A 23,724-nucleotide genomic window follows, 5' to 3' on the forward strand; every position below is an offset into this window, starting at 1 on the left:
GATTATGAAAGAGTACGGGTCTTGGTTTCGTGAATAGTTGGAAGAATTTCATCGAGAGCGAAATGGCGCTTCTCCTAACCCGAGGGCGTCGACGCCTTCGTTTGCCCTTGACATCGCCGTCGTTGTTATAGACAGGATGACGCGTCGCGGAGATGAGAGGATCGCTTACCGCGACGTGCGTAGTGGATACAGTAACTCAGGAGATGCTATAGCGATGATTTCTCCGGGAACATTTATACGCTGCGCTAATGCGAAGGTTCTTGAGACAGAAGATGAAAAATTGGCGGAGGGGAGATCAGTCATCCTCTGCCAAGGGCTTTTTTGATTTGGGCAATAATTTCTTTGACTGAAGGCGCAAGGCTTCCATCAGGATCAAGCCGCAGATATTCCTGAAATTCCGCCAGCGCCGCTTCTGCATCTTCTTGTTGCAGATAGATATTGCCCATCAGCGCGTGCGGCCCGGCGTAGTCTTTGTTCAGCGCGATGGCCTGGCGCACGTGCGGTTCCGCAGCCTGCCATTTGCCCAGTCCCCACAAGCTGCGCGCCAGCTCATAATGCGCTTCGGCTGAGTCCGGACGGATTTCCAGGCTATGCTGCAACGCCTTCTGGGCTTCCAGATAATTTTTCTGCTCGTTTAATGCGGAGCCCGCGCCCAGGTAGGCCTTGGCATTTCCGGGCTCGACTTTTGCTGCTTCTTCAAAAGCCCACTGCGCGTCACTCCACTGCTGCAGCTGCATTTGCGCCAAGCCCTGCAGCATGTAAGCCTGTCCATACCAGGGATCGAGCTTGGCGGCGCGCTTAAATTCGTCGAGGCTGGCGCGGGCGTCGTGCTTTTTAAAAAGCAGGTCTTCGCCTTTGGCCATGGCGTCTTCGACTTCAGGGATGGCGCGCCGCTTGTGGACTTCAGGTGTGGGACTGGGCTGCGCGGCTTGAGCTGGCTGCATGGCGCGTGTGGTGGTGCTGGAGCTTTCCTGGGCGAACAGGACGGAACCTGAAGTCGCCACCAAGAGTATGAGAGCCAATAAACGTGTGTTCCGCATTGCTTACGATTGTATGTGCATCGTGGTTCCAGATTCCATGTGCCCGGTCTATCTGAGGGTAGAACGAAAAACCGCTGTGCTCTTGCGAACACAGCGGCGGAAAATGAACAAAACCGGGACTGAAGCTAGAACTTCAGCTTCATGCCAAATTCAATGACACGCGGCGAACCTAAGTTGAACACTCCGGTGCCCGGCAGAGTGCGGAACCGGTTGTGATCAGCTTGGGTGGAATCATTGACTGAACCGGCGCCGGTGTTCAGGAAGCCATTCAGGCTATTTTTCGCCGAGCCATCGAAGTTGGATATGTTGAAGGCATTGAACACAGCGACGCTGGGTTCAATGGTGAAGTTTTCACCGATTTTGCGAGGATAAGCCAGGCTAAGATCGATGGTCTTGAGCCAGCCCAGGCTTTGCACGGGGCCAGTGGGAACATCGAGTGGCTGAATAACGCCGCCCAACTGTTGAAGCTGCGCCAGTGAGAACAGGCCATTCTGGATGAGTACTTGCCCAGCGGGAGTAGCCGAGCCGGCCACGTTGCTGTTGAAGTTCTGGATAAAGCTGGTCAAGTCCTTGCCCTTGATACTGCGGCCATACGCGCCCAGCTTGGTGCCGGGTACAAGATCACCCGTGGGACCGTAAACGCCGCTGCCGTCGCCCGAGCCATCGCCGGTGACGTCGCTGATGAAAATACCACCCGCTCCGGCACCCGGCAGGAACAGGTTGGTTGCCAGTGGACTATAGATATGGCCGACGCTGCCGAACCGGAACGAACCCGGCAGATCAACTGTGCCACCGAACGAGAACTGGTGAGTACGGTCCAGCCCATTCGGGCCAAGGGACTGGGTTGGATGGTTGTTGTCAATCGCGGGATTGATAAAGTCCGAGTCCAACGCGGAGCCCAGATAGCGGGACAAGGCGTAAGAAACGATCCAGTTCAGTCCCTTAACGCCGGTAAAAGGATTACGGACGTTGGCGCGAAGAGAAGTCTGAAACGCGTTGTAAACCGAACGGCCACCAGGGAACAGCATCTGGTTCACGCCGAGATTCGGGTTTTGGCCAGCAAACGCCGCTCCCGGGCAAGGACCGCCACTGCACAGGTCGGCGCCGGAGGTCAGCCCATTGCCGGCATAATCGGCGATGGTGGCCCCGGCTGCTATGGCACAGTTTGTTGCAACAGCAGACGTTGAAGCACCGCAACCGAAAGAAGCATTAGTAGCTGAAATTGCCGAATTTGCGATGTTCTTATTGAAGAACCGTACGTCGCCCACATGGTTTACGTCAATCGCGAGCAGGCTGTGGGTCCCTACGTTTCGGATATAGTCGGCATTCCATACCACACCTTTGCCGAGTTGCCGCTCAAAACCGAAGTTCATTTGAAGGGAGCGCGGCGTTTGATAATTTGGGGCGAACATGTTGTTGCCGGTTATGTTGACACCCTCCGCCAGCGTATTGCCGATGAATGACGGGTTGCTGGATGCTCCTACAGCTTTGCTTGCCGTCTGGTAGAGCGCCTGTAATTGACCGAGTTGTGCTGCCACGCTCCCAATCGGCTGACCGCAGAGAATGGCAGGATCAAGGTTAGCCGGGATCACCCCTCCGCCCGGCAGGGTGAAGCCAGTCGGTGCCCCACCAGCGCACGGAACCGCCGTACCGAAGAAGAGTCCTTGCGCCAGATGCGGGGGCCGGTTAAACAGGTTGTTGTTGAAGATGGAGTTTTCAAAATAAATACCGGCTCCGGCGCGGATGACTGTCTTGCCGCTGCCGGTCGGGTCCCACACAAAGCCGGCCGTGGGACTGAAATTGTGTCCAGGAGTGCGGATTCTGTTACCTAACCCGGGACCATACAGATCCAGGATGTTGCCATTGCAAGGTGTACCGGCAGCCGCCAAAGGAGCGGCCAGGGCGGGATCAAGTTGGGAACAAGGTATCGGCGCAAGATCGCTGTCAGTACGACCGGTGTCATGTACATAGCGCAGGCCGAAGTTAACGGTCAGGTTTGGCTTGATCTTCCACGAATCGCCGCCGTACAACTGGATCCGGTTGTCCGGTCCTAATCCGCCTCCGGGCAAGCCAAATGCCGGCTTTTCCGACGAGAACCCCAGGCCGTTGCCCATAATTACGAGCAGGGCCGGGTAATTCAGGGGGTTGCTGGCACCCCCGCCAAACGGAGCTGCTCCGGGATTGAATGCAGTGGGATCGGAGTTCACCGTGGGCGCCAGACCGAAGAAACTGGCAAAGCCGCCGCCCTGAATGTGGTTATAGCCAAATCCGTAGCGCAGCACATGCGAACGTACCGTTCTGCTTCCGTCGTACTTGGTTTGAATGTTCTGTTGATAGGTCTTTTGCGGGGCAAGCGGGTTGGATCCGGAACAGAAAGCGTCTCCGCCATTCAAACAGGTCGCGTCTGATCCAATCGAAATGGCGACCGCCGGAGCGGGATTGAATACGCCCGCAGTTGCGTCCGTGATGCCGTTGCGGAACTTGGTATAGCCAAAACGAATTGAGTGGGTAAAGGCTCCGGTATTGAAATCCAGTCCGGCCGCGTGGACGGGAGTATTGTTGACGTTATCAAACGGCGAAAAACTGTTCGGGATGAAGCCCGTGATGTCGTGGTTCTGTTCGTAAGAGAATCTGTAAAAGGCGTGGATGTTGTCTCCTATGCGCCAATCGAGTTTGGCCACGCCGTTGGTGTCACGGAACGGCCCGGCAAAACCGCCGTCATTCACGCCAAAAGGCGCCCCATTCGTCACAGGCTGGGTCTGGTCCTGTTTCAACCGCTCGGCGTCCACAAAGAAGAACAGCCTGTCTTTCAAGATGGGGCCGCCCAGTTCTCCTCCGAAATTGTTGCGTTGAAACGGAATCTGGGTGGGAGCTATGCGGGCGGCAATACTATCATCGCGAAACAGGTAGAAGGCCTGCCCGTGCCACTTATTCGAACCAGAACGAGTCACAACATTGACTGCGCCTGAAGACGTCAGCTCGGTGGAGAGATCAAGAGATGACTGGCTGACTTGAAACTCCTGGATCGCGCCTGCAGGCAAATTCTGGGTTGTGGTGCCGACAGTTTCATCCGAAATATCGATGCCGTCCACTTCAATGCGGGCCGTGCGGCCAAAACGGCCTCCGAAAGAGATGGAAGAAAATCCGTTCTTGGTGGGATCAAAGCTGCCGCCATCCTGAATCTGCACGCCCGGTTCGAGCTGCGCCAGATCAAGGAAGTTGCGGCCATTGATGGGGAGATTCTCAATCTGCTCAGTGGTAAGTACGCCCTGAACAGTCGCCTGTTCCGTGTTCACGGCAACAGCGGAGCCAGTTACTTCCACCACTTCGGTTGATTGCCCCAGTGTCAATTTGGCGTTGCCGGGAGTTATGTTGCCAACCTGCACCGGCACACTGATGGCCTGTGTCTGGAACCCCTTGGCTTCGATCTTAACTTCATATTGACCGGGTATCAGCGCGCCCGAGGCATATGTGCCGCTGGACGAACTGGTGAATTTGCTGGATTGGCCTGTCCCTTTGTTGGTGATGGTGACAGACGCGCCGGGAACAACGGCGCCGTTTGGATCTGTGACCGTGCCCTGAATGCTTCCGGTGGCTACGGTGGATTGTGCGCCCGCAGGCAGCGGCGCAAAAGTTGTCAAACTAATACATAGGATAAAAGCAAACCAGAACCTTGAACTTCTCATTCTTTCCTCCTTCACTGTTATGGCTCGAACTGTGACGGGCCAGGGGGATAACGAAGCGCAGGGAGTACATGCGAAACGATCAAAGGGATAATGGTCTTCAACAATCATGTACGCGTTCTGCAAAGCATGAGCGATGCCATATTCAAAAACTCGTAACCGCAAAGAAACAAGGGACGAACGCCGCCCCCAGGACGGAAAACATCTTATCAAGATATCGAAACTCATAGCCAGAGCTCCGGAATCCTACGAAATCCCATAATCCGGAGCTCCGGTTTATTACCAGCCAGCGATTTGCGCAGCGATGATTCGGTGTGATAACTTCCGCTTCAACAATTCTTTACAGAGGACTTATTACCAGGAGCAAACAATGATGCCACTGATTGTGATCGGGATACTGGTGCTGGGCGCGATCTTCATTCTGGCCGGAATGTACAACAGCCTGGTTCAGCTGCGCGTTCGCGCGGATTCAGCATGGTCAGATATTGACGTGCAACTGAAGCGCCGCCATGACCTGATCCCAAACCTGGTGGAGACCGTAAAAGGCTACGCCGCGCATGAAAAAGGGACATTCGAGAACATAGCCAAATTTCGTTCCCAGGCCATGCAAGCCACAACGCCGGCGGACAAGGCGCAGGCGGAAGGCCAGCTTTCCGGCGCGCTTAAGAGCCTATTTGCCGTGGCAGAAAATTATCCTGAGCTGAAAGCTTCTGAACAGTTCACGGGGTTGCAAAGTTCGCTTAATTCAATTGAAGACAACATCCAGAACGCGCGGCGCTACTACAACGCAGTGGTGCGCGACTTCAACACCCGCGTGCAATCGTTTCCGACCAATATCATCGCGGGGATGTTCGGCTTCCATGCGCGGCAGTTCTTTGAAATGGAAACGCCCGCCGATCGCGAAAATGTGGCCGTAAAGTTTTAAGCCAAGTGAAATTCACTGGTCATTCCGGAAGACGGGTTTTCTCTGCTGCACAAGTCCTGGCTGTGCTGTTGCTGGCTTTCAGCCTGCCGGCGTGGGCGCGCAACTATCACATTGCAAAATTCAACAGCACAATTCACGTCGAGGAAGATGGATCGGCGCGCGTGGAAGAGCAGATCACTTTCGTCTTCTCCGGCATTTACCAGGGAATTTATCGCGACCTTCCCGTGGACTATCCCGGCCCTGGCGGCTCGAATTACACGCTATTCGTGAAGGTGTTGTCGGTCACGGATGACAACGGCGACAAACTAAAAGTCGAGAAGAAGACCAGCAATGGCTTTCTCCACTTAAAGGTTTTTGTGCCGGGAGCAGTGGACGCGACGCGCACGGTGAACATCGAGTATTCCGTGGCCAACGGGACGAGATTTTTTGAAGACCACGACGAGTTTTACTGGAACGTGACCGGCAATGACTGGCCGGTGCCGATTCAACAGGCTTCGGCGACGATTTACTTTCCGGCCGAGGCAAGCGGCAAGCTGCGGGCGCAGGCCTTTGAGGGCATTTACGGATCTTCAGAGCATGCTTCTGCTTCCATCATGGCATCCAGCGCAACGGTTGAAGCCAGAGATCCTCTGCCCATGCGTGGCGGACTGACGGCCGATATCTACATTGAAAAAGGCGTGTTGCACCAGCCCAGCGCGGTCGCGCGGTTCTTCAGGTTTGTGCGCAGCAATCCGGTGCTTACTTTGCCGCTCTGGGCGTTTGCCGTGATGTTTCCCATGTGGTGGATGAAAGGCCGCGATCCTGATCCGGGAATGTCCGTGGCGCCCATGTATGAGCCGCCGGAACAGATGGGGCCCGCAGAAGTAGGCACGCTGATTGACGGCAGCGTGGACCCACGCGACATAACTTCTGTCTTGGTGGATATGGCCGTGCGCGGTTACGTGAAGATCGTGGAGACGCAGCACAAAGGCTTTCTCTCGACGACCAAAGATTACGAGTTCCACCTGCTGAAGGGGCCCGGCGAATGGAAAGGCCTAACGGACTACGAGCGGGCGATGCTGCAGCAGGTTTTTACCGGCGGCGAGGTCACGCTGCTTTCCAGCCTGCGCAATCATTTCTATACCGCCCTGCCCATGATCAAGGGCGAAATCATGAGCGCGCTGAAAGCCAAGGGCATGTACACGGTTGATCCGAACTCAGCCGCAGGCTATCTGGGGCTTGGATTCCTGCTGGTGGCGCTGCCATATGCCGCGCTCCAAGTCATGGGCGGCGCCGATTTTCTGAATTCCGTGCCGATGGCCATTGGCTGCGGCCTGATTGCCGTGGGGATCATCCTTATTATCGGCAAACAGCTTACGGCGACGAGCCTGAAGGGGGCGCGGACGCAAGTACAGATCAAGGGCTTCCAGGAATTTATGAATCGCGTGGATTCTGACCGGCTGAAGCGCATGCCGCCGGACACGTTTGAAAAATTTCTGCCCTATGCCATGGCGCTGGGCGTGGAACATCGCTGGGCCAAGGCTTTTGAAGGCATCATCCAGAACCCGCCGACGTGGTATCAGGGATATGGTCCCAGCCCGAGCTTCAGCACCTACTACTTCGTCAACAGCCTGGGCTCCATGGCGACTACTGCCAGTTCGACATTTGTCTCTGCTCCGCGCGCCAGTTCCAGCGGCTCAGGCTGGAGTGGCGGTGGTGGTGGAGGCGGCTTTTCCGGCGGCGGGTTTGGCGGCGGTGGTGGCGGAGCGTTTTAAGGCAGCCGCTGACATTGGGGAGAGTCTATCGCGATGATGAGTGTTCAAGGACTCGCCAAACCATCCCGTACTGCTCTCGGTGTTGCCATTCGCAGAGCGTCGCATCAACTTTATGATGCCCGTCCGCTCGTATTGGACGATCCAATCGCTGTCCCGATTCTGGGTGAACGCTACCGTCCCGCACTGGAAGAGGCAGCTGCGTCCATCCATGAGACCTTTTCAGTGTCAATGCGCGCTTGGTTGGTCGCGCGCAACCGATTGGCTGAAGATAGTCTCGCGCAGGCCGTCCACCATGGCGTTCGCCAATATGTTCTGCTGGGAGCAGGTCTAGACACATTCGCCTATCGAAATCTACATCCGGGTCTTCAAGTCTTTGAGGTTGACCACCCTGCCACACAACAGTGGAAGCGCGAGCTAGCACTGTCAAGTGGATTGCAGGAGCCCTCCTGCCTGCACTATGTACCTGTGGATTTCGAGCGTCAGGGCCTCGCTCAGCAACTGATAACCTGTGGTCTGGATTTTGCGGCTCCTACTGTCTTCGCATGGCTTGGGGTGGTGCCGTATCTTACTCATCCAGCTTTTCGAACGACTCTTGATGTCATTGCACGTTTCCCTGAGGGCAGCGGCGTGATTTTCGACTATGCCTTGCCTCGGCAGGCGCTGGCGCCGCATGAATTGGAAGCTCGCGATGCGCTCTCTGCTCGCGTTCAAAGCATAGGAGAGCCCTTTCAACTGTTCTTTACGCCGGAAGAGATCAAGATAGAGCTGGCGCAATTTAAGCGCGTGGAAAATCTGGATGCCAGGGAATTGAATGCCCGTTATTTCGCCAATCGTACAGATGGATTGAACCTTCTGGGCCGCTCGGCGAATATCGTTAGCGCGTGGCTCTGATCTGGCGAGCTTATTCAACAACGCCGTTATATCGGTTAGCTTTACCGTGCTGGCTCTGAAGGCTTCACCGGGGCGATCAATCTACCCTTCACGAGATGCCACCCTGAGCCGAGCCGACATTGCTTCGTCTGCCTTCAATTCTTGAAGGGCGCAGGCGAAGGGTCTGCTCCGCTGCTCTTCAGGGCCATACTGACTCCATGCTCGCGGTATCAGCAGATTCGATACCCCAGATCTAGCGGAGCCGAATCCTTCGTCCTCGCGGAAACTTCATGGAAGCTTGTAGCAAACAGAGGCTCGTCCTCAGGATGGGCGTATCGAGGGGGGAGAACATGAACGAGCAAACCAGGCACTCAATGCGAAAATGCCGTTATCGTGTTGGGTGCCTTAAAGCCACGTCAGCTCGGGATGTGGATGACCAGATCAATCTGGCATGGTATGGGTGAGCCATCGCGCTTGGCGGGGATGTACTTGAATTCGCGAATGGCCGAGAGCAGGGTTTGCTGAATTTTTGGCGGCGCCATTCCAGAAGTGAGCCGCGCATCAGCCACACGGCCATCGATATTGATGGTGACTTCCACGATCAAATATTGTTCAAAACGCGGCGGAAGATCGTCAGCCGAAATGGTTGGAATCACTCCCGAAGTCTGAACTGCAAGTTGATAGTTAATGGTAGAGAACCCAAAGGTAAGACGCTGCTTGATACCCATCATCAACCCGGCAGTTGCCTGTTTGGCGTGGGCCCGGATAATCTCCACACCCGCAGCATCTCCCGCAACGTCAGTCTGCTGCACGCGCTGCTTCTTTTTGCTGTGTGGCTGGTGAAATGGGCTAGGACGTGGTGCACCTTTTGGTGGAGGCGCATACGCCACCTGAGCTGCTCCGGAGACGGTTTGGACCATTTCGTATTTATTTGGCACGATGTGGGGCGCTGTTGCGTGCCGTACAACAAGAACCGCCAAGACCATACAATGCGCCAGAACCGACAGCGAAAAGACAGACACCCGGGGGACGGGATTGCGAGGAACGAGTATCTGATCTTGATTTAGCATCCTGCCGCCAAGCCTTTCATTTCATCATCATAAAAGACTTCTATACAAGAGACCGATAGCGGCATTGGCTTTTTTTTCCTGTCACCGCAAGTACCGCCGCGAGCGGGGAATTTCGTCTTTTTATCCTACGGTCGGGGGCTGCAGAGTGGCTCCGGCAGCTCTCGAATCCTTGCAATCCCCTGCAAACACGCGGGCCAAATCCGACATCCTAGTAACCCAGAGGAACTACTATGGCCGAGAGCATGCACAACAGCTCAGACATCCCCAATTTTGACACCTATCCCTCAACGCCTCCAGATCGACTGCTTGACACCAAGAGCGTTGAGAGATCTTCTCTGGAAGAGCGCGCCGCCGAACTGGGCGCCGCCGCCGGAAGGATTGCCCTGATTCTGCGGCAAACCAAAGAAAACGTGGAAAACCTGGCGCAGCATGGGATTTATGATCGCGTGACGAATCTGGCAGAGAACGCCAAGGTCCGGACGGAAGAAATGCGCCGGACGGCTGCCGCCCGTGTGCAGGAAATTGCACATGCGGCGCAGGACAAAGCGACGGAACTCGGCATCCAGGCTCGAGATAAGTCAGTGGAATTGGGACGGCAGGCGAGGACGAACTACTATCGCGCGCGGCTGAGAGCCAACCAGACGGTGCGGGAGTATCCGGTGCAAACGGCGCTGGCGGCTGGAGCAGCAGGCTTATTGGTCGGAATAGCACTGAGAATTGGGAGGGCGAGACGTGCATACTGAGAAATCAATTGCAACCATCCTGTCTGAGACCAAGGAAGAGCTGAAGCAGTTTGTCGCCACGCGCGTGAACATGCTGAAGGCGGAGATGGATGAAAAGATCAGCCGGTTAAAGGCTGTTATTCCGCTGGCGATAGTGGCCGCGTTATTCCTGATTTCCGCGTGGGGGGTCTTTACCTTTGCTTTGGTCGCGCTGCTGCAAGCGTTTTTTGCCCCCAGCGCGTACGCGTGGCTTTGGGCCAGCCTGATTGTGGCGCTGGTTTATGCGATAGTGGGCGCAATAGCGGGCTGGTTTGCCTATTCCGAAATTAAGGCCACCAAACTGGCCCCAACCCGCACGCTGAAGGTGCTGCAACAGGACCAGGTCTGGATCCAGAATGAAGCGAGGACAGCATGACTGAAGGAATTCCCGTAGAAGTACTGGAGAAACGCGCGGCCGACGAACGCCGCCAGCTGCACAACTCTGTGCAGGAGCTGCGAGAAAGCGTGCATGAGCGGCTGGACGTTAAACGCAACGTAAGAAACCACTTGGGGACCATTTGTGGCGCAATGGCGGTGATTGGGTTGGCCGTGGGCTATACCGTGACGGGCGTTTTTACCCGCGACTAGGCTTTGGCCGCTGTCTGGCCCTTTCCAGACGCGGCGTTAAGGTTTTTGCTCGATTTGATGGCTGCAGGGCGACTCACGTCCGGCAGCCGTTTACTTTATAGCGTCTTTATTGGGCTTTTCTGGCCATCTAAGTTGAACACCATCTACTCTGCTTTGCTTTTTCGTGGTATAAACCTGATTCGTCAACTTTCCATCGTTTAAAAATGCCCTGATTCCCCAGGCAAGGGGCGTTTGCTGAGGAGTGTAGTGAATGTCAGAAGAGGCTAGAACAGGGAAACGATTTCCGCTGGAACTGCCGATCAAGATCCACGGCAAGGGCGGCGATGAAGGCGCCACCACCGGAAACATGAGCGCCGCAGGCGTCTATATTATGGCCGATCTCGATCTGGCCATTGGCTCCAACATTGAGTTTGACATAACCTTGCCGGCCAATGTGCTGGGAACGCCCGGGGACGTGGAAGTCCACTGCACGGGGCGCGTGGTGCGCAAGGACGCGAGCGCGGCCGCCGCAGCCGGCGCGAATTCAAATTCCACCACCAAGAAAAAGAAATCCAAGAGCGGCGTTGCTTGCGTGATTGACCAGTACAAATTTATCCGCAAGAGCAAAGGGGCCAAGTAAATGCTGAAGATCATTTTGGCTGACAACCAGGCAATCTTCCGCACGGGCGCGGCCAAGGTATTGGCCGTGGAAGACGATTTGCGCATTGTGGCGCAGGCGGAAAACACCGAAAAAATGATGATGGCGCTGGAGAAGTTTCATGCAACGGTCATGATCTTTGGCGTTGACACACATCCCAGCCTGCCCACCGTGGTGGAGATGGCAAGAAAATTCAAGACCAAGCTGGTGGCGATTGCCGAAACCGGACAGGATTCACGGCACTACCTGACCAACGGCGTCCACGGCGTGATCTACCGCAACGTGAGCGGCGAATCGCTCGTCCAGTGCGTGCGCAAGGTGAGCAAAGGCGAAACCTGGGTGCAGGACACGCAGGAAAGCAAAGAGACCGCCGAGAATGACCTGGTGGGCGCGCGCGTCCGCGACCGGCTGACAGCAAAAGAGCTGAAGATTGTTGCGCTGATTGTGCAGGGATACAAGAACAAGGAAATCGCCACGCAACTTGGAACGACCGAGCAAGTGATCAAGAATTATCTGCGCAACGTCTATGACAAGATCGGCGTTTCTGACCGGCTGGAGCTTGCGCTGTTTACGATTCACCATCGTATATTGGCGGAAGCGGCAGCGACGTCAGTGGCGGCAACGGCGACACCCGCGGCGCGATAAGTTCCATAATCCAAGAAAACTGAAGCGGCCGAGAAGCTACTCGGCCGTTTTTCTTTTGTGAATAGGGTTCTCCGATTGTATCCAGGCGGAAAGAAGCTGTTGCCGGACAGATCCCTCTGATTTGGTAGTGTCGCAGTGAAGGAAACACTCGGTCTTTGATCGTATAAAAACAATGTAGATCGCAGGCGCTCTCGCCTGCGTTCCCAAACGTTCTTCAGCGCAGCCGGGGGCGGCTGCGGTCCACAATCGTCTAACACCTGGTCAAACTGAGACACTACCCTCTGATTTTTGACGCCTGTACTGTTCGCACTTATAGTGAAATACATGTCAAAAGTTCGGGTCAGCGCATTTTCTGTGTCGCTTGATGGTTACTCCGCCGGTGCGAACCAGAGTCTTGAGAATCCCCTGGGAATCCGCGGTCCTGAGTTGTTTGAGTGGTTTTTCTCTACGCGCACGTTTAAGCAGATGCACGGGCTGGAAGGAGGCTCAACTGGCGTTGATGATGAGTGGGCGCGGCGCGGCATGGAGAACGTCGGCGCGTGGATTCTGGGACGGAACATGTTTGGACCTGTGCGCGGCCCCTGGCCGGACGAGTCGTGGAAAGGATGGTGGGGCGACGAGCCCCCTTATCACGTGCCCACGTTTGTGCTGACGCACCATCCAAGGAAGGCACTGGAGATGAAAGGCGGAACAACGTTCCACTTTGTTACCGACGGAATCCACGCCGCCCTGCAACGCGCAAAGGATGCGGCAAAGGACAAAGATATACGGATCGGCGGCGGAGTGGCGACGATTCAGCAGTATCTTCGGGCGAAGCTCATCGATGAACTGCATCTCGCGTTTTGTCCGATTCTGATGGGCTCTGGCGAGAACTTATTTACCGGCATGGACCTGGCGGTGCTCGGCTACGCATGCACGAAACACGTTTCCACCGAGCATGCGATGCACGTTCTACTGCAAAAACAGACTTGATGCCTCGCTTTGGATGCGACACATCGCACATCAGATTGACTTCAGGCGTCTTTCCGCATTACGCTGGCTTTCAGCGCTAGAGGGCGCATCCAGTCCGCGGAAAGGGCCGTGCCCACCTTGAACAAAAATTGAGAGTGCGAACTTTCTTTCAGCCTGATTCATGCGGATTCAACAGGCGCAACCATGAAAGGAAGGTCGTTGATGGACCCTAAGCCGCTACCCGCCCGTCCCAGCCTGGAGCAGTATAAAAAACAAGCTAAAGAGTTGTTGAAAGCTTATCGCTCCGCGGATGTGGAGACGATTCGCCGGGTTAAAAGAAATCATCCACGTTTTGAAAAGCTTGCAGAATCGGGATTTGACATCAGCAAATTTGCATTGGCCGACGCGCAATTGGTGATCGCGCGCGAACATGGGTTTGAGAGCTGGCCAAAATTTGCCAAGCGCATTGAAGTGATCAACAGCGAGATTGCCGCGCTGAAGAATCCCGTAGCCGCTTTTATCGAGGCGGCAATCTGGCACGGAACGCTGGATGCGGCGGACGCGATCCTGGCAGCGCATCCGGAGATTGCGCATAGCAGTATTCATGTGGCAGCGATCCTGGGCGATGATGCGGCGGTGAGGCGGTTCATCGCCGCTGATCCGCGAAACGTCACCAGGAAGGAAGCGCCTTACGACGGCGACGCGCTGGTCTATTTGTGTCTCTCAAAGTATTTGCGGCTGGATAAAACACGGTCAGAGTCGTTTCTGCGTGCGGCCACTGCGCTGCTCGATGCCGGGGCTGATCCGAATAGCGGCTTCTGGAGCAAGGACGAATATCATGACTTTGAAAGCGCGATTTATGGCGCGGCAGCAGTAACTGTTCATGCGGGGCTTACACGCTTGCTGCTGGAGCGCGGCGCTGATCCCAACGACGTGGAAACGCCCTATCACTCTCCGGAAAGCTATGACAACTCCGCGTTGCATGTGCTGGTAGAAAGTGGCAAGCTCACCGCCGACAGCTTAACGACCATGCTGCTGCGCAAAGCCGACATGCACGATTACGACGGAATGAAATATCTTCTGGAGCACGGAGCCGATCCGAACCGGATGACGCGCTGGCATTACACGGCGCTGCATCAGGCGCTGCGGCGCGATAACCGGATTGAGCTGATTGATTTGATGCTTGACCACGGAGCCGATCTAACACAGAAGAATGAAGTAGACGGAAAGACAGGTATTGCGATGGCAGCGCGAAGAGGCAGGAGCGACGTGCTCTGGACATTCGCACGCCGCGAGTTTCCCATGCCAATGCCGTATGACGGCGTGGAAAGTCTGATTGTAAGAGCCTGCGCGGCAAGAGGCGGTATGGCGGGGGCGCGCGCCTTTCGTGAACAATTTCAACAACTGGCCAACGTTGCAAGATTTACCAAGTACAGCGAACTGGGGGCCATCCGCGAACTTCTGGCTGAAGGCAGCGCGCTCCTGGCGGAGTTTGCCGGAAACGGAAACACCAAGGGCGTTCAAAACCTGCTCGATATTGGCGTGACAGTGGACGCGCTCTATGACGGCGATCCTTATTTCGATATCGCGAAGAACAGCACGGCGCTGCATGTTGCGGCATGGAAAGCATGGCCTAAAACCGTGAAACTGCTGATTGAGCGCGGCGCAAACGTAAACGCACAAGATGCAAAAGGCCGAACTCCGCTGATGCTTGCCGTGAAAGCCTGTGTGGACTCCTACTGGACGAACAGGAGATCACCTGAATCAGTGGAGGCGCTGCTGAAGGCTGGAGCTTCGATCAGCGGAGTGGATTTTCCATGTGGTTACGACGACGTGGACGAGCTGCTGAAATCGTATAGAAGTTAAGCCGCGAATTCACGCGAATGAACACGAATCAAAAAAAAGATTTGGTAATTGAGTAATTTTGTAATTGGGTAATTGAAAACCTGATTTTGCGGGTTGCAAACAGTACATTCGCACTGGCCCGAAGATGGATGTTTCTTTCAATTGCCTGATTTGCCCAGTTGCGTGTTTCGCTTTGATTCGCGGAATGAGCGGCGAGGGCCGATTCGCCCGAGCCGCTAGCAACAGGAGCAATACAATTTTGATCGAAGGAAAAGATCACGAGCGGTGTGGAGCGAAGCGACAGAACTAGTGCGACGTCGCGCGTTCGCTGCTCTTGAGCAGCTCATTCACGATCGTCACCAGCTCTTCAGGATTGACCGGCTTTTCCAGATACAAATCGGCCAGCGGCTCGGCGGCCTGAAACGCTTCAGCCACATAACCCGAGACAACTACCACAGGCATGCTGCTGTTATTTTTGGCGGCTTGCACTACGGCGCGACCGTTGGCATCGCCCAGACGCCAGTCTGTTACCACGGCGTCATAGGTGTTGCTCTGGAGTTTTTCCATGGCGTCGCGGGCCGATGTGGAAGCGGTGACTGTGTGTCCGGCAGATTCAAGGATGGCGCACTTCAATGTGACTACGTGCGGTTCATCGTCGACGCAAAGGATCCTGGCCATTTTGGAAACATCCCTAACGCTGACGCGCTTGGTGAATTCGGGCGCGTCTTCGGAAAAATGATAGCTGCGGCACATAGCAGCTAAAGCTGGCCCTATTCTCAAGCAGCGATGCTGCTTAAGTCAAATAATCCCTTGCGTGGGTCGTCCTTTTTAACATGCCTTTCGCCGGAACCTTAGTTCCTTATTCGGGGCGAGGAAGCTGGACTTCCGGCCAGTGCCCTAAAGCAGGAACTCTGGCCGGAAATCGGACGCGCGGACCCTTAGAACCTTAAGCCTAAACCTCCAGGCTTTAGAATCTCCAAACCAGCCCGACCGACGGCTGGGCCAGGTGGGTGAAATTGTCACTGGCCAGGCCGGGGAGCTGGAAGTCGGGGATCTTGTACAGGTAGCCGCGATATTCCGCCCGCAGCGCCAGGTATTTGCTGATATCGAAATCAACTCCGCCGCCGTATACGAATGCCGCTTTGGTCTGGTTGTTGCCGCTGCTATTGCCAATGCCGATGAAGTTATTATTCAGAGAGTCGGTAGGACGGAAGAAAAGTCCGCCGATTCCGGCCAGCCCATAAGGCCGCACTCTGCTGCTGGCAGGCGCGCTAATCACGGCTTCGCCCGTAAGCTGATGGATGTTGGTCTGAATATCTGTCTCGCCAAAGAACGGATCAAAATACTTTTGTGTGTCGCGGGTGTAACCGTAATCGCCCTGCAGGGCGAACCATGAGTTCAGGTGGTAGCGGTAGCCAATAAGAAAGCCGCCGCTCTTGGTTGCGTCATGCGGGATATCAATGTTGGTGGAGTTTTTGGGCAGGTTCGCCGTGCCCTGAACGCTGAATTCAGACTTAAAGTCCTGGGCAAAGCCAGACGCTATAAACAAAAAGATGAATGCGGCGAATACTACTGGGGATAAGACAGACTTACTCCTCATCGCGTATTAACTCTCCTTGCAGAAATTTTGTGCTCTGTTTTAGATAAGACGCACAGTTGAACCGCGGAGGTTCGCGCAAGCAGCGAACTTAAATATTCTTAACGCGATGAGCAGTAGCACTTTAGAACTAAGCAGGAAGCGCAAAGATCGGGAAACGGAAACCCTACCACAGATAAACACGGATGACGCGGATCAAAACGCTTTATCCCGTCTGATCCGTGAAATCCGTGGTGAGGTTTGCCTGTCTATTCGATCCGACAAAACTAGCGCGATTCCTCGCCCTTCTTATTCATGTCGTCCGTGATCGGTCCGGCATCGCCGATTTTTTCCGCCACGGATTTTGCCTGGGTAAAGAGCAACAGATAATCCGGGCCGCCGGCCTTTGAGTCCGTGCCGGACATGTTGAAGCCGCCAAACGGATGCGCGCCCACCATGGCTCCGGTGCATTTACGGTTGAAATACAAGTTGCCAACGTGGAAGTCCGTGCGCGCCTTCTCCAGCTTGTCGCGTGACGTGCTATACACCGCGCCCGTGAGCCCGAACTCAGTGTTATTGGCAATGGCCAGCGCGTCTTCAAAATTGCGCGCCTTGATCACGGCCAGCACGGGCCCAAAAATTTCTTCCTGGGAAATGCGCGCCATCGGCGGGATATCGGCAATCACCGTGGGCTGGATAAAGTAACCATCGCCCGCGTCCGTCGCGCGGCCGCCGCCGTGAATCAGACGGCCTTCCTTTTTGCCAATTTCAATGTAGTTGAGAATGCTCTTCATCGCCTTCTCGCTCACCACGGGGCCCATCGGCTTGTTCTCCGTAGGATCGCCGACTGTGATTTTTGCAACGCGGTCTTTCAGGCGCTCCAGAAACACGTCATAAATTTTTTCGTCGACGATGGCGCGCGAGCAGGCTGAGCATTTCTGTCCCTGGAAGCCGAAGGCCGCCTGGGCCACGCCTTCCACGGCCGCGTCCAGGTTGGCATCGGCGTCAACAATGATTGAGTCTTTGCCTCCCATTTCCAGGATGGTGCGCTTGATCCACTTCTGTCCCGGCTGCGGTTTGGCCGCGCGCTGGTTAATGTCGAGGCCCACTTCTTTCGATCCGGTAAACGCCACAAAGCGCGTGAGCGGATGCTCCACCAGCCCCGCGCCAAACGTGGAACCTGATCCAGGACAGAAATTCACCACGCCGTCCGGCATGCCCGCTTCCTGCAAAACTTCAAAGAACTTCGCGGCAATCGCCGGAGAATCGTGCGAGGGCTTCATCACCACGGTGTTTCCGGTCACAATCGCGGCCATGGTCATGCCGGCCATAATCGCGCACGGGAAATTCCACGGCGGAATCACCGCGGCCACGCCCAGCGGAATGTAGATCAGCCGGTCAGCTTCGCCCGGCAACTGCGTGGGCGTTTTGGCCTGGGCCAGCCGCAGCGCTTCGCGCGCGTAGAACTCCGCAAAGTCAATTGTCTCGGCAATGTCGGCGTCGGCTTCCGCCCAGTTCTTGCCCACTTCAAACACCATCCACGCGGCAAACTCAAATTTGCGCTCGCGCAGTATGCCCGCCACCGTGTGCAGCAATGACGCGCGCTGTTCCACGCTCGTGCGTTTCCACGTCTCAAACGCCTGCTGCGCAGCCTGGATCGCCGGCTCCACATGCTCGCGTCCCGCGCTCTGGAAGACGCCAACAATCTCACTCGGCTTTGCCGGATTCACGCTCTTGATCTTCTCCGTGGTCCTGATCAGCTTCTCGCCAATCACCATGTCATATTCGCGTCCCAGCTCCGCGCGGACCTTGGTTATCGCGGCCTTCATCTTGCGGGCATTTTCCGCGTTGCCAAAGTCGGTGAGCGGCTCGTTTTTAAACGGAGTAGTGGGTACGCGCAGCGTGCGGTTTGAGATCTCAAGCAGGGTCGCCATAAATGATTTCCTTTTTTGCGCTCACCATAGCGGGAGCGGATGATGTGACAGAACCTTATATTTTACATCGTTTGCGGTGCCTTCCGGGTTTCCCCGACCTCCCTGCCTTTTCCTCTGTCTTCCTTTGCGTTCCTTCGTGTCCTTTGCGGTTAAGGTTTTGACTTTTTCCGATCACCAGATCGCCCGATCTTCTCTTCCTTTGTATTCCTTCGTGTCCTTTGTGGTAAAAGGTTTTGCTTTTCCTGATCAGTGTCATCCGTGTTATTCAGTGATAAGGTTTTTCCCGCTTCCCACCAGGTCTCACGGCTCATCCTCTTCTTCCTCTTCCTCTTCCTCTTCTGGGTCCTCTTCCTCTGGGTCTTCTTCCTCTGGCTCCTCCGGTTGCTCCGGCTCGCCAAATCTCACCCGTCCCATCACGCTGGCTACAATCTGCATACCGTAAAAAAACATTCCTGCCGACTTCAGGTCCATCTGGCCCTTCATCATTGCATTTAACCCCTTGGTCAGGCTCAGCACAATCGCGTTGGCGTCTTCCAGCGGCGGCAGTTCCAGGTCTTGAGTCCGCGCTGCCAGCAATCTGTCATGCCCGTAGCAGTACTTGCTGCCATTCATGCGCGGAGACCCGCAGTATTCCCCGCCCGCTCGCCGATGCGTGCATCGTGCTGCCAATTTGGCCTTTTCCAGGTTTCTCTTGTCCCTCTCCTTGCGATGCTTCTGATATTCGGCCATCGTCCGCGCCATCACTTCAAATGCCTGGTGCTCTTCAAATTCCAGCGGAGTGTCATTGCCCTCCCGCCAATCGCGCAAATTCTCTTCCAGATATTCCTTGTAAGCCGTATAGGCGCGGTAAAATTCCACGCATAGTTTGCCCTCTTCGCTGCTTTCCCATTGCACACCGTGCTTTTCCCGGTATTCTCTCCGCCTCTGCTCCAATGGCTTGGCTTCCTCTTCGGCTGCTCTCTCCTTTGCCAACTTAAATAGTGCGTCCAGGCTCATGCTCATCGTTTTACCTCGTCTTGAAGTTGGGTCTTTACCCTTTTGCACTGCTGCCGTCGCCATCGTCCTTAGTCTTGCGCTGTCCAGCCGATTTTCAGGTCTTCTTCGTAAAGTGGGGATGGCCGGGATACCCCTACCCCTCCCCTCATCCCCATTTCTAAAGGACTTACGCCATTCCTCCCCAGGTGTCCCCACTTGCCCTTGTTGCAAACAAATGTGCTTACCTTATTCCTCCCCATTTCGTCCCCACTTTCGGCTGAGACATCAGGCAGAGGGTCGCAACCCCAAAATGCAAAAACCCGGCCTCAAAGCCGGGTGAAAAACAAAAAACTAAACTTGTGGACCACAGCCTGGGCTCCAATCAAGCCCGGTTCTGGCTTGATTGGGTAGAGAAGCCCTCGGCTGTGCCTTTGTTTCAAATCTCTTATGTGGCCAGGCACTCTCTCGCCTGTGACTTTTCCTGGACCGCAGAGCCTGCCCTGAGCCTATCGAAGGGGCACCCTCTCCTATGACTACTTGTGGACCGCAGGCGCCCTCGCCTGCGACTCCTCGTCTTTTCATGTGGCACAGGCACTCTTGCCTGTGTTTTTTTTAGCCCGCAGAGTCTACCGAAGGGCACCCTCGCCTGCGCCTACGATGCACATGTGGCACAGCCGCCCTCGGCTGTGAGTTTTTACCTTACAGTATCGTTATCAGTCGCTACAAACAAAAGACGAATTTACTTTAGCATTCTTTCCGGCCGCTGTAACAGAAAAATCTGCGATCCTCTGCCTGACTTCATGAAGGTTTTCCCAAACTCATCGACCTGATTCACCAAGCTCGGAACCTCGATGTCCCGAAGCGCCTGCAAAGCGCGAACAATGGTAGCCCCGGGCGAAGCGCGGGGTATGGTGAAAAAGAAATTGAGCCCCGGCAACGGTAGGGGCGGCAAATTCGGCTTTGTATTGGCGAATAGAAGGTGTAATATAATACGCACATTAGCTGATTAGCGGATGGAGTGAACTGAATGGCTCAAAGCCTCGGACAGATTATTCGAGAAGCGCGAAAAAGTAAGGGGTTCACTCAGCGTGAACTGGCAGACAAGGTCAAGAAGGAAGATGGAACGGCTATTACGCCACAGTATTTTAATGACATCGAATTTGACCGACGAACACCTTCCGAACACGTGGCAAGAGGTCTCGCGAAGGCCCTCGATCTCGATCCCGACTACATCGTGGTGCTCACCGGATTTGTCCCTGAGGACGTACGGGAAAAACTCACCGAGGAGAATGTGAAGAAGGCGATGAGTCTATTCAGGAAAAAATAGTATGTATTCGGTCCCTGACAAGACGGGTAGATTTCAGCGACGACCCCACTATTCACAAGGCGAGCTTGACGCCGAGTGTGAGCAAGTTATTTCCAGCTTCCTGCTTTCTCGTCATCGCAGGATTGTATATCCCGTCGCAACTGATGACTTGATTCATTTGTTGGAACAGGTGGCGGTGGTTGATCAATACGCTGACTTGAAAGACGAGAGCGGAAATGAATTGTGGGGTGTGACAGAATTCGAGCCGGGAACCTCTCCGCTTGTGAAAATTAGTGCCAAGTTATCATCTGCTGAACGCTTTACAAATCCATTCCGCACCACGCTGACCCACGAGTTCGCGCATGTCAAATTACATGGACCTCTGTTTGAACTCAAGGCTAGTTCGCCTGGGTTGTTCGAGGGCGCGGAAGTCGTCAGGCAACAGTGCAAACGAGAGCAGGTGGAAAGCCCAGCCGAATACGACTGGGCGGAATGGCAAGCAGGGTATTGTTCAGGAGCACTGCTAATGCCTATCGGGGCGTTGCGGCTTTCGGTCACAGAATTCTTGAAGGCGGCAGGCCTGAGTGTTACTGGAGTGCCCACGAACTCGAACCATGGGCAGGATCTGATCACCGTGGTGTCACGTAAGTTTGAGGTATCAACACTAGCTGCAAAGGTCCGGCTGGCCAAGCTTGGTTTTTTGAACGCTGACGACCGGCAAAAATACTTGTTGACATGATATTTTTTTGGAGTAATACTACGCTTGCAAGCTGATTAGTCTTGCAAGCGGATTTAATAATAACAACAGGAGCATTGAAGCTATGTCCAGCGAAGCCAAACTGCGAACGATTCATATCTTTGTGCAGATTGAAAACCAAAAAGAGATCGAAGTGGAGTTCACCTCCGAAACAGTGACTGTTGCTCAAATCAAGCTTGCGGCAGGCGTACAGTCAGATTTTGCCTTGGCCATCAAGCGTGAAGGTCGGCCGCTTCCTCTGAGGGATGACGAAGTCATTGAGATCAAAAACGGAGAACATTTTATCGCCGTCCCCAACGGAACCGTTTCGTAAGGAGAAAATCATTTTGAACCCCGACACGATGCAACGCTTCGAAGACGAGTTGCGGCAGGCATTTGACGGCTCTGTTGTGGCCAACGATGCGAACCGCAAACTGATAAGACTCGCGACCGTGGACTTTCCTGACGGCTGCATTCCTCAGAGATCGGCGGCATTAGTCGTTCTTGATCCGGCCGCCGACAAACCCGAGTTTTACTTAGCGCAGGTTCCAAGATTGGCCTCCGGCAATCAACCAGCAACGGGCCAAGTAATGGTTGGTGGCGAGATTTGGAATACTTATTCCTACGCGATCCAGAACTGGGACCAGATCAGAAGCACTGCTGTGCAGTTCGTACAGGCCAAACTTAGGAGATTTGCCCTTGCCCAATAAAGCTCAAGTGAGAATTCCGTACGACTTGGCCCAACGAATTCGCCAAATTCTCAACGACCCGTGGCTTCATCACGAGCCTGTTGTCTTTGCGTTGGCGAGCGCGAATCGTACAAATCAATATGCTTTGATTCAGGTGAAGCGGTTAGTGCATGCGCCGGAATCGGCATTCATACCAAGTCTTGGACATGGTGCTAGGTGGTCGGCACGATGGAACATCGAACTGATGAACCTTTGCGCCGAATCTTCACTTGGTTTGGTTATTTTCCACCGGCATGGCGGTACTCACGTCGCGCTCTCGAATGATGATCGCGAAAGTGCATCTCAACTGCTGCCATATTTTCAATCATTCGTTCCGGGCCGCTACCACGGCTCAATAGTAATCGGCGACCATTCAGCAGTTGGTCTGGTATGGTGTCCCGGCTTCAATCACCCGATTGAAGAGGTGGAAGTGCGCTTTTTGGGGTCGCATATTGAAACTCTCGCGAGTAATTCCTATAAGCGGGAGGAGTGGGAGGAATTCCAGCGGGTTCCTCTAGCAGAGAATCGCATAAATCGAAAAATTATGCGTAAGGCGAAAGTAGCCGTTGTTGGTCTTAGCGGCGGGGGAAGCCAGATTGTTACGCAGCTTGCATCATGGGGAATAGGAAACATCATCGGTATAGATCCACAAACCTATGATTTTGAGAACCGACTCACTACCGATTGCCCGTGGTTTATTGATCTGACTTGGGGCGCAAGGAAGACGTCAGTTGCAAAGCGTCAATGTTTCTTGGTGAACCGATCTACTAGATTTCAAGCGATTCCAGCCGAAATTACATCGCCGACCGCGGTCTGCGCACTTAAGACAGCAGATGTCATTGTCGGATGCGTTAACAACCTTCAAGCCCGCGCAGATTTGCTGGAAATTGGCGGAAGGTTTGGTATTCCATATATTGATATTGGCTTTAAGATCGTTCTCGGCACTATGCTTGGTGTTTCCGAGCTGAGCTCGTTGCCGGGAAATGCTTTCACCATCGTTCCTGGCGACTTCTGTCTTTGGTGCACGGGCTTTCTTACGAAAAGCAAATTGGAGAAGGAAGCCGGTGGCGCTGATCGTTCGTACCTCAACTTGAAATCTCAATCCGAGCACGGAAGTCGAAATGCCTACGTTTCATCCTTCAACGGGCTGCTAGCGGGACATGCCGCAACCGAGGTTCTCCAATTGCTTCTTGGTTGGCGCCGCGGAACAAGCGGATCTAGATATTATGTGTATAACGGCGTCACGGGTGAAATGCAGCTGTGGGCCGGCAAAAAAAATGACAAATGCAATCATTGCAACAATGTAGTTCACGCCGGCGACCCGATCTGGAACTAGCGAAATGCCGCAGGCATACAAGGAACACCTTTACTTCATCCCCCTCGCCGCGGCCAGCATCTCGTCAGCCTTGGCGCGGACCCGGATATCTTCAGTGAAGTTCGTCCAGCGCACGGTGCCGGAGGAATCCACCAGGAACTCTGCAGGTCGCGCAATGTCACTGTGTTCAGGCCCGCCGCCTTTGTGCAGCAGGTTATAGCGGCGGATGGTTTCAGTCGTGGGATCGGACAGGATAGGGAAGGTATAACCGGCCTTGCCGGCCAGGTTGCGCGATACTTCCGGCGTGTCCACGCTGATGGCCACGGGACGCACACCGGCAGCTTCAAACTCTTTCAGGTTTTTCTGTATGCCTCGTAACTCGAGG

At 54.7% G+C, this 23,724-nt stretch carries 23 protein-coding genes; 15 read left to right on the forward strand and 8 right to left on the reverse strand.

Annotation, left to right across the window (positions count from 1 at the left end; genetic code table 11):
• Positions 1 to 299: 299 nt before the first annotated feature.
• Positions 300 to 1,022 (reverse strand): tetratricopeptide repeat protein, encoded by a 723-nt coding sequence (locus tag LAO76_22385; protein ID MBZ5493676.1) that lies wholly within the window; start codon positions 1,020 to 1,022, stop codon positions 300 to 302.
• Positions 1,023 to 1,165: 143 nt separating this feature from the next.
• Positions 1,166 to 4,726: a TonB-dependent receptor gene (locus LAO76_22390; protein ID MBZ5493677.1), complete on the reverse strand. Its 3,561-nt coding sequence runs from the start codon at positions 4,724 to 4,726 to the stop codon at positions 1,166 to 1,168.
• Between the two features lie 367 nt (positions 4,727 to 5,093).
• Here LAO76_22390 and LAO76_22395 point away from each other — a divergent pair, with 367 nt between their 5' ends.
• The 3 genes from LAO76_22395 to LAO76_22405 are packed head-to-tail and all read left to right on the forward strand — an operon-like array spanning position 5,094 to position 8,293.
• Positions 5,094 to 5,648, forward strand: coding sequence for a LemA family protein (locus LAO76_22395; protein ID MBZ5493678.1), 555 nt, complete (start codon positions 5,094 to 5,096; stop codon positions 5,646 to 5,648).
• A gap of 5 nt (positions 5,649 to 5,653) precedes the next feature.
• On the forward strand, positions 5,654 to 7,402 hold the full coding sequence (locus LAO76_22400) for a DUF2207 domain-containing protein (GenBank protein MBZ5493679.1): 1,749 nt from the start codon (positions 5,654 to 5,656) through the stop codon (positions 7,400 to 7,402).
• Between the two features lie 36 nt (positions 7,403 to 7,438).
• Positions 7,439 to 8,293, forward strand: coding sequence for a class I SAM-dependent methyltransferase (locus LAO76_22405; GenBank protein MBZ5493680.1), 855 nt, complete (start codon positions 7,439 to 7,441; stop codon positions 8,291 to 8,293).
• A 395-nt stretch (positions 8,294 to 8,688) separates the two neighbouring features.
• Here LAO76_22405 and LAO76_22410 read toward each other — a convergent pair whose 3' ends face one another.
• Positions 8,689 to 9,192, reverse strand: coding sequence for an energy transducer TonB (locus LAO76_22410; GenBank protein ID MBZ5493681.1), 504 nt, complete (start codon positions 9,190 to 9,192; stop codon positions 8,689 to 8,691).
• Positions 9,193 to 9,572: 380 nt separating this feature from the next.
• Between LAO76_22410 and LAO76_22415 the strand changes: the two genes are divergently transcribed.
• The 7 genes from LAO76_22415 (at position 9,573) to LAO76_22445 (ending at position 14,790) form a co-directional block, all read left to right on the forward strand.
• Positions 9,573 to 10,085, forward strand: coding sequence for a hypothetical protein (locus LAO76_22415; protein ID MBZ5493682.1), 513 nt, complete (start codon positions 9,573 to 9,575; stop codon positions 10,083 to 10,085).
• Entirely contained in the window at positions 10,075 to 10,479 is a 405-nt protein-coding gene (locus LAO76_22420) for a phage holin family protein (protein MBZ5493683.1), read from the forward strand. Before LAO76_22415 ends, LAO76_22420 begins: the two co-directional genes overlap by 11 nt.
• Entirely contained in the window at positions 10,476 to 10,691 is a 216-nt protein-coding gene (locus LAO76_22425) for a hypothetical protein (protein ID MBZ5493684.1), read from the forward strand. The genes LAO76_22420 and LAO76_22425 overlap by 4 nt, the downstream gene beginning before the upstream one ends.
• A 250-nt stretch (positions 10,692 to 10,941) precedes the next feature.
• On the forward strand, positions 10,942 to 11,310 hold the full coding sequence (locus LAO76_22430; GenBank protein ID MBZ5493685.1) for a PilZ domain-containing protein: 369 nt from the start codon (positions 10,942 to 10,944) through the stop codon (positions 11,308 to 11,310).
• Positions 11,311 to 11,973: a response regulator transcription factor gene (locus LAO76_22435; GenBank protein MBZ5493686.1), complete on the forward strand. Its 663-nt coding sequence runs from the start codon at positions 11,311 to 11,313 to the stop codon at positions 11,971 to 11,973.
• A 324-nt stretch (positions 11,974 to 12,297) separates the two neighbouring features.
• The gene (locus LAO76_22440; protein MBZ5493687.1) at positions 12,298 to 12,945 is read left to right on the forward strand and encodes a dihydrofolate reductase family protein; all 648 of its coding nucleotides are present in this window, start codon (positions 12,298 to 12,300) and stop codon (positions 12,943 to 12,945) included.
• Between the two features lie 201 nt (positions 12,946 to 13,146).
• Positions 13,147 to 14,790 (forward strand): ankyrin repeat domain-containing protein, encoded by a 1,644-nt coding sequence (locus tag LAO76_22445; GenBank protein ID MBZ5493688.1) that lies wholly within the window; start codon positions 13,147 to 13,149, stop codon positions 14,788 to 14,790.
• 285 nt (positions 14,791 to 15,075) lie between these two features.
• Here the strand turns inward: LAO76_22445 and LAO76_22450 are convergent, their stop codons facing one another.
• The 4 genes from LAO76_22450 to LAO76_22465 form a co-directional block, all read right to left on the reverse strand.
• Positions 15,076 to 15,447, reverse strand: coding sequence for a response regulator (locus LAO76_22450; GenBank protein ID MBZ5493689.1), 372 nt, complete (start codon positions 15,445 to 15,447; stop codon positions 15,076 to 15,078).
• 289 nt (positions 15,448 to 15,736) lie between these two features.
• The gene (locus LAO76_22455; GenBank protein MBZ5493690.1) at positions 15,737 to 16,369 is read right to left on the reverse strand and encodes a porin family protein; all 633 of its coding nucleotides are present in this window, start codon (positions 16,367 to 16,369) and stop codon (positions 15,737 to 15,739) included.
• A gap of 263 nt (positions 16,370 to 16,632) precedes the next feature.
• Positions 16,633 to 18,279 (reverse strand): L-glutamate gamma-semialdehyde dehydrogenase, encoded by a 1,647-nt coding sequence (gene pruA / locus LAO76_22460; protein ID MBZ5493691.1) that lies wholly within the window; start codon positions 18,277 to 18,279, stop codon positions 16,633 to 16,635.
• Between the two features lie 300 nt (positions 18,280 to 18,579).
• Complete coding sequence (locus LAO76_22465) at positions 18,580 to 19,281, reverse strand: hypothetical protein (protein ID MBZ5493692.1); 702 nt, start codon at positions 19,279 to 19,281, stop codon at positions 18,580 to 18,582.
• A gap of 1,000 nt (positions 19,282 to 20,281) precedes the next feature.
• On the opposite strand from LAO76_22465, the gene LAO76_22470 reads away from it, so the two are divergent.
• From LAO76_22470 to LAO76_22490, 5 genes are all read left to right on the forward strand, one after another.
• A complete protein-coding gene (locus LAO76_22470; GenBank protein MBZ5493693.1) occupies positions 20,282 to 20,581 on the forward strand; it encodes a helix-turn-helix domain-containing protein in 300 nt (99 codons plus the stop codon).
• Position 20,582: 1 nt separating this feature from the next.
• On the forward strand, positions 20,583 to 21,299 hold the full coding sequence (locus LAO76_22475) for an ImmA/IrrE family metallo-endopeptidase (GenBank protein ID MBZ5493694.1): 717 nt from the start codon (positions 20,583 to 20,585) through the stop codon (positions 21,297 to 21,299).
• Between the two features lie 82 nt (positions 21,300 to 21,381).
• Complete coding sequence (locus LAO76_22480) at positions 21,382 to 21,630, forward strand: hypothetical protein (GenBank protein ID MBZ5493695.1); 249 nt, start codon at positions 21,382 to 21,384, stop codon at positions 21,628 to 21,630.
• A gap of 13 nt (positions 21,631 to 21,643) precedes the next feature.
• Positions 21,644 to 22,006: a hypothetical protein gene (locus tag LAO76_22485; GenBank protein ID MBZ5493696.1), complete on the forward strand. Its 363-nt coding sequence runs from the start codon at positions 21,644 to 21,646 to the stop codon at positions 22,004 to 22,006.
• Complete coding sequence (locus tag LAO76_22490) at positions 21,996 to 23,360, forward strand: ThiF family adenylyltransferase (GenBank protein ID MBZ5493697.1); 1,365 nt, start codon at positions 21,996 to 21,998, stop codon at positions 23,358 to 23,360. The genes LAO76_22485 and LAO76_22490 overlap by 11 nt, the downstream gene beginning before the upstream one ends.
• A 30-nt stretch (positions 23,361 to 23,390) precedes the next feature.
• Here LAO76_22490 and LAO76_22495 read toward each other — a convergent pair whose 3' ends face one another.
• A complete protein-coding gene (locus LAO76_22495) occupies positions 23,391 to 23,708 on the reverse strand; it encodes a peroxiredoxin family protein (GenBank protein MBZ5493698.1) in 318 nt (105 codons plus the stop codon).
• Positions 23,709 to 23,724 lie beyond the last annotated feature (16 nt).

It is taken from the genome of Terriglobia bacterium, assembly GCA_020072645.1.
GTDB lineage: Bacteria > Acidobacteriota > Terriglobia > Terriglobales > Acidobacteriaceae > Angelobacter.

Excerpts from the sequence above, each read along its gene's own strand:
- LAO76_22390 (MBZ5493677.1), bottom strand. The coding sequence starts at position 4,726 with ATGAGAAGTTCAAGGTTCTGGTTTGCTTTTATCCTATGTATTAGTTTG.
- LAO76_22395 (MBZ5493678.1), top strand. The coding sequence starts at position 5,094 with ATGATGCCACTGATTGTGATCGGGATACTGGTGCTGGGCGCGATCTTC.
- LAO76_22405 (MBZ5493680.1), top strand. The coding sequence starts at position 7,439 with ATGAGTGTTCAAGGACTCGCCAAACCATCCCGTACTGCTCTCGGTGTT.
- LAO76_22410 (MBZ5493681.1), bottom strand. The coding sequence starts at position 9,192 with ATGGTCCAAACCGTCTCCGGAGCAGCTCAGGTGGCGTATGCGCCTCCA.
- LAO76_22415 (MBZ5493682.1), top strand. The coding sequence starts at position 9,573 with ATGGCCGAGAGCATGCACAACAGCTCAGACATCCCCAATTTTGACACC.
- LAO76_22425 (MBZ5493684.1), top strand. The coding sequence starts at position 10,476 with ATGACTGAAGGAATTCCCGTAGAAGTACTGGAGAAACGCGCGGCCGAC.
- LAO76_22430 (MBZ5493685.1), top strand. The coding sequence starts at position 10,942 with ATGTCAGAAGAGGCTAGAACAGGGAAACGATTTCCGCTGGAACTGCCG.
- LAO76_22435 (MBZ5493686.1), top strand. The coding sequence starts at position 11,311 with ATGCTGAAGATCATTTTGGCTGACAACCAGGCAATCTTCCGCACGGGC.
- LAO76_22440 (MBZ5493687.1), top strand. The coding sequence starts at position 12,298 with ATGTCAAAAGTTCGGGTCAGCGCATTTTCTGTGTCGCTTGATGGTTAC.
- LAO76_22445 (MBZ5493688.1), top strand. The coding sequence starts at position 13,147 with ATGGACCCTAAGCCGCTACCCGCCCGTCCCAGCCTGGAGCAGTATAAA.
- LAO76_22450 (MBZ5493689.1), bottom strand. The coding sequence starts at position 15,447 with ATGGCCAGGATCCTTTGCGTCGACGATGAACCGCACGTAGTCACATTG.
- LAO76_22455 (MBZ5493690.1), bottom strand. The coding sequence starts at position 16,369 with ATGAGGAGTAAGTCTGTCTTATCCCCAGTAGTATTCGCCGCATTCATC.
- pruA (MBZ5493691.1), bottom strand. The coding sequence starts at position 18,279 with ATGGCGACCCTGCTTGAGATCTCAAACCGCACGCTGCGCGTACCCACT.
- LAO76_22465 (MBZ5493692.1), bottom strand. The coding sequence starts at position 19,281 with ATGAGCATGAGCCTGGACGCACTATTTAAGTTGGCAAAGGAGAGAGCA.
- LAO76_22470 (MBZ5493693.1), top strand. The coding sequence starts at position 20,282 with ATGGCTCAAAGCCTCGGACAGATTATTCGAGAAGCGCGAAAAAGTAAG.
- LAO76_22475 (MBZ5493694.1), top strand. The coding sequence starts at position 20,583 with ATGTATTCGGTCCCTGACAAGACGGGTAGATTTCAGCGACGACCCCAC.
- LAO76_22480 (MBZ5493695.1), top strand. The coding sequence starts at position 21,382 with ATGTCCAGCGAAGCCAAACTGCGAACGATTCATATCTTTGTGCAGATT.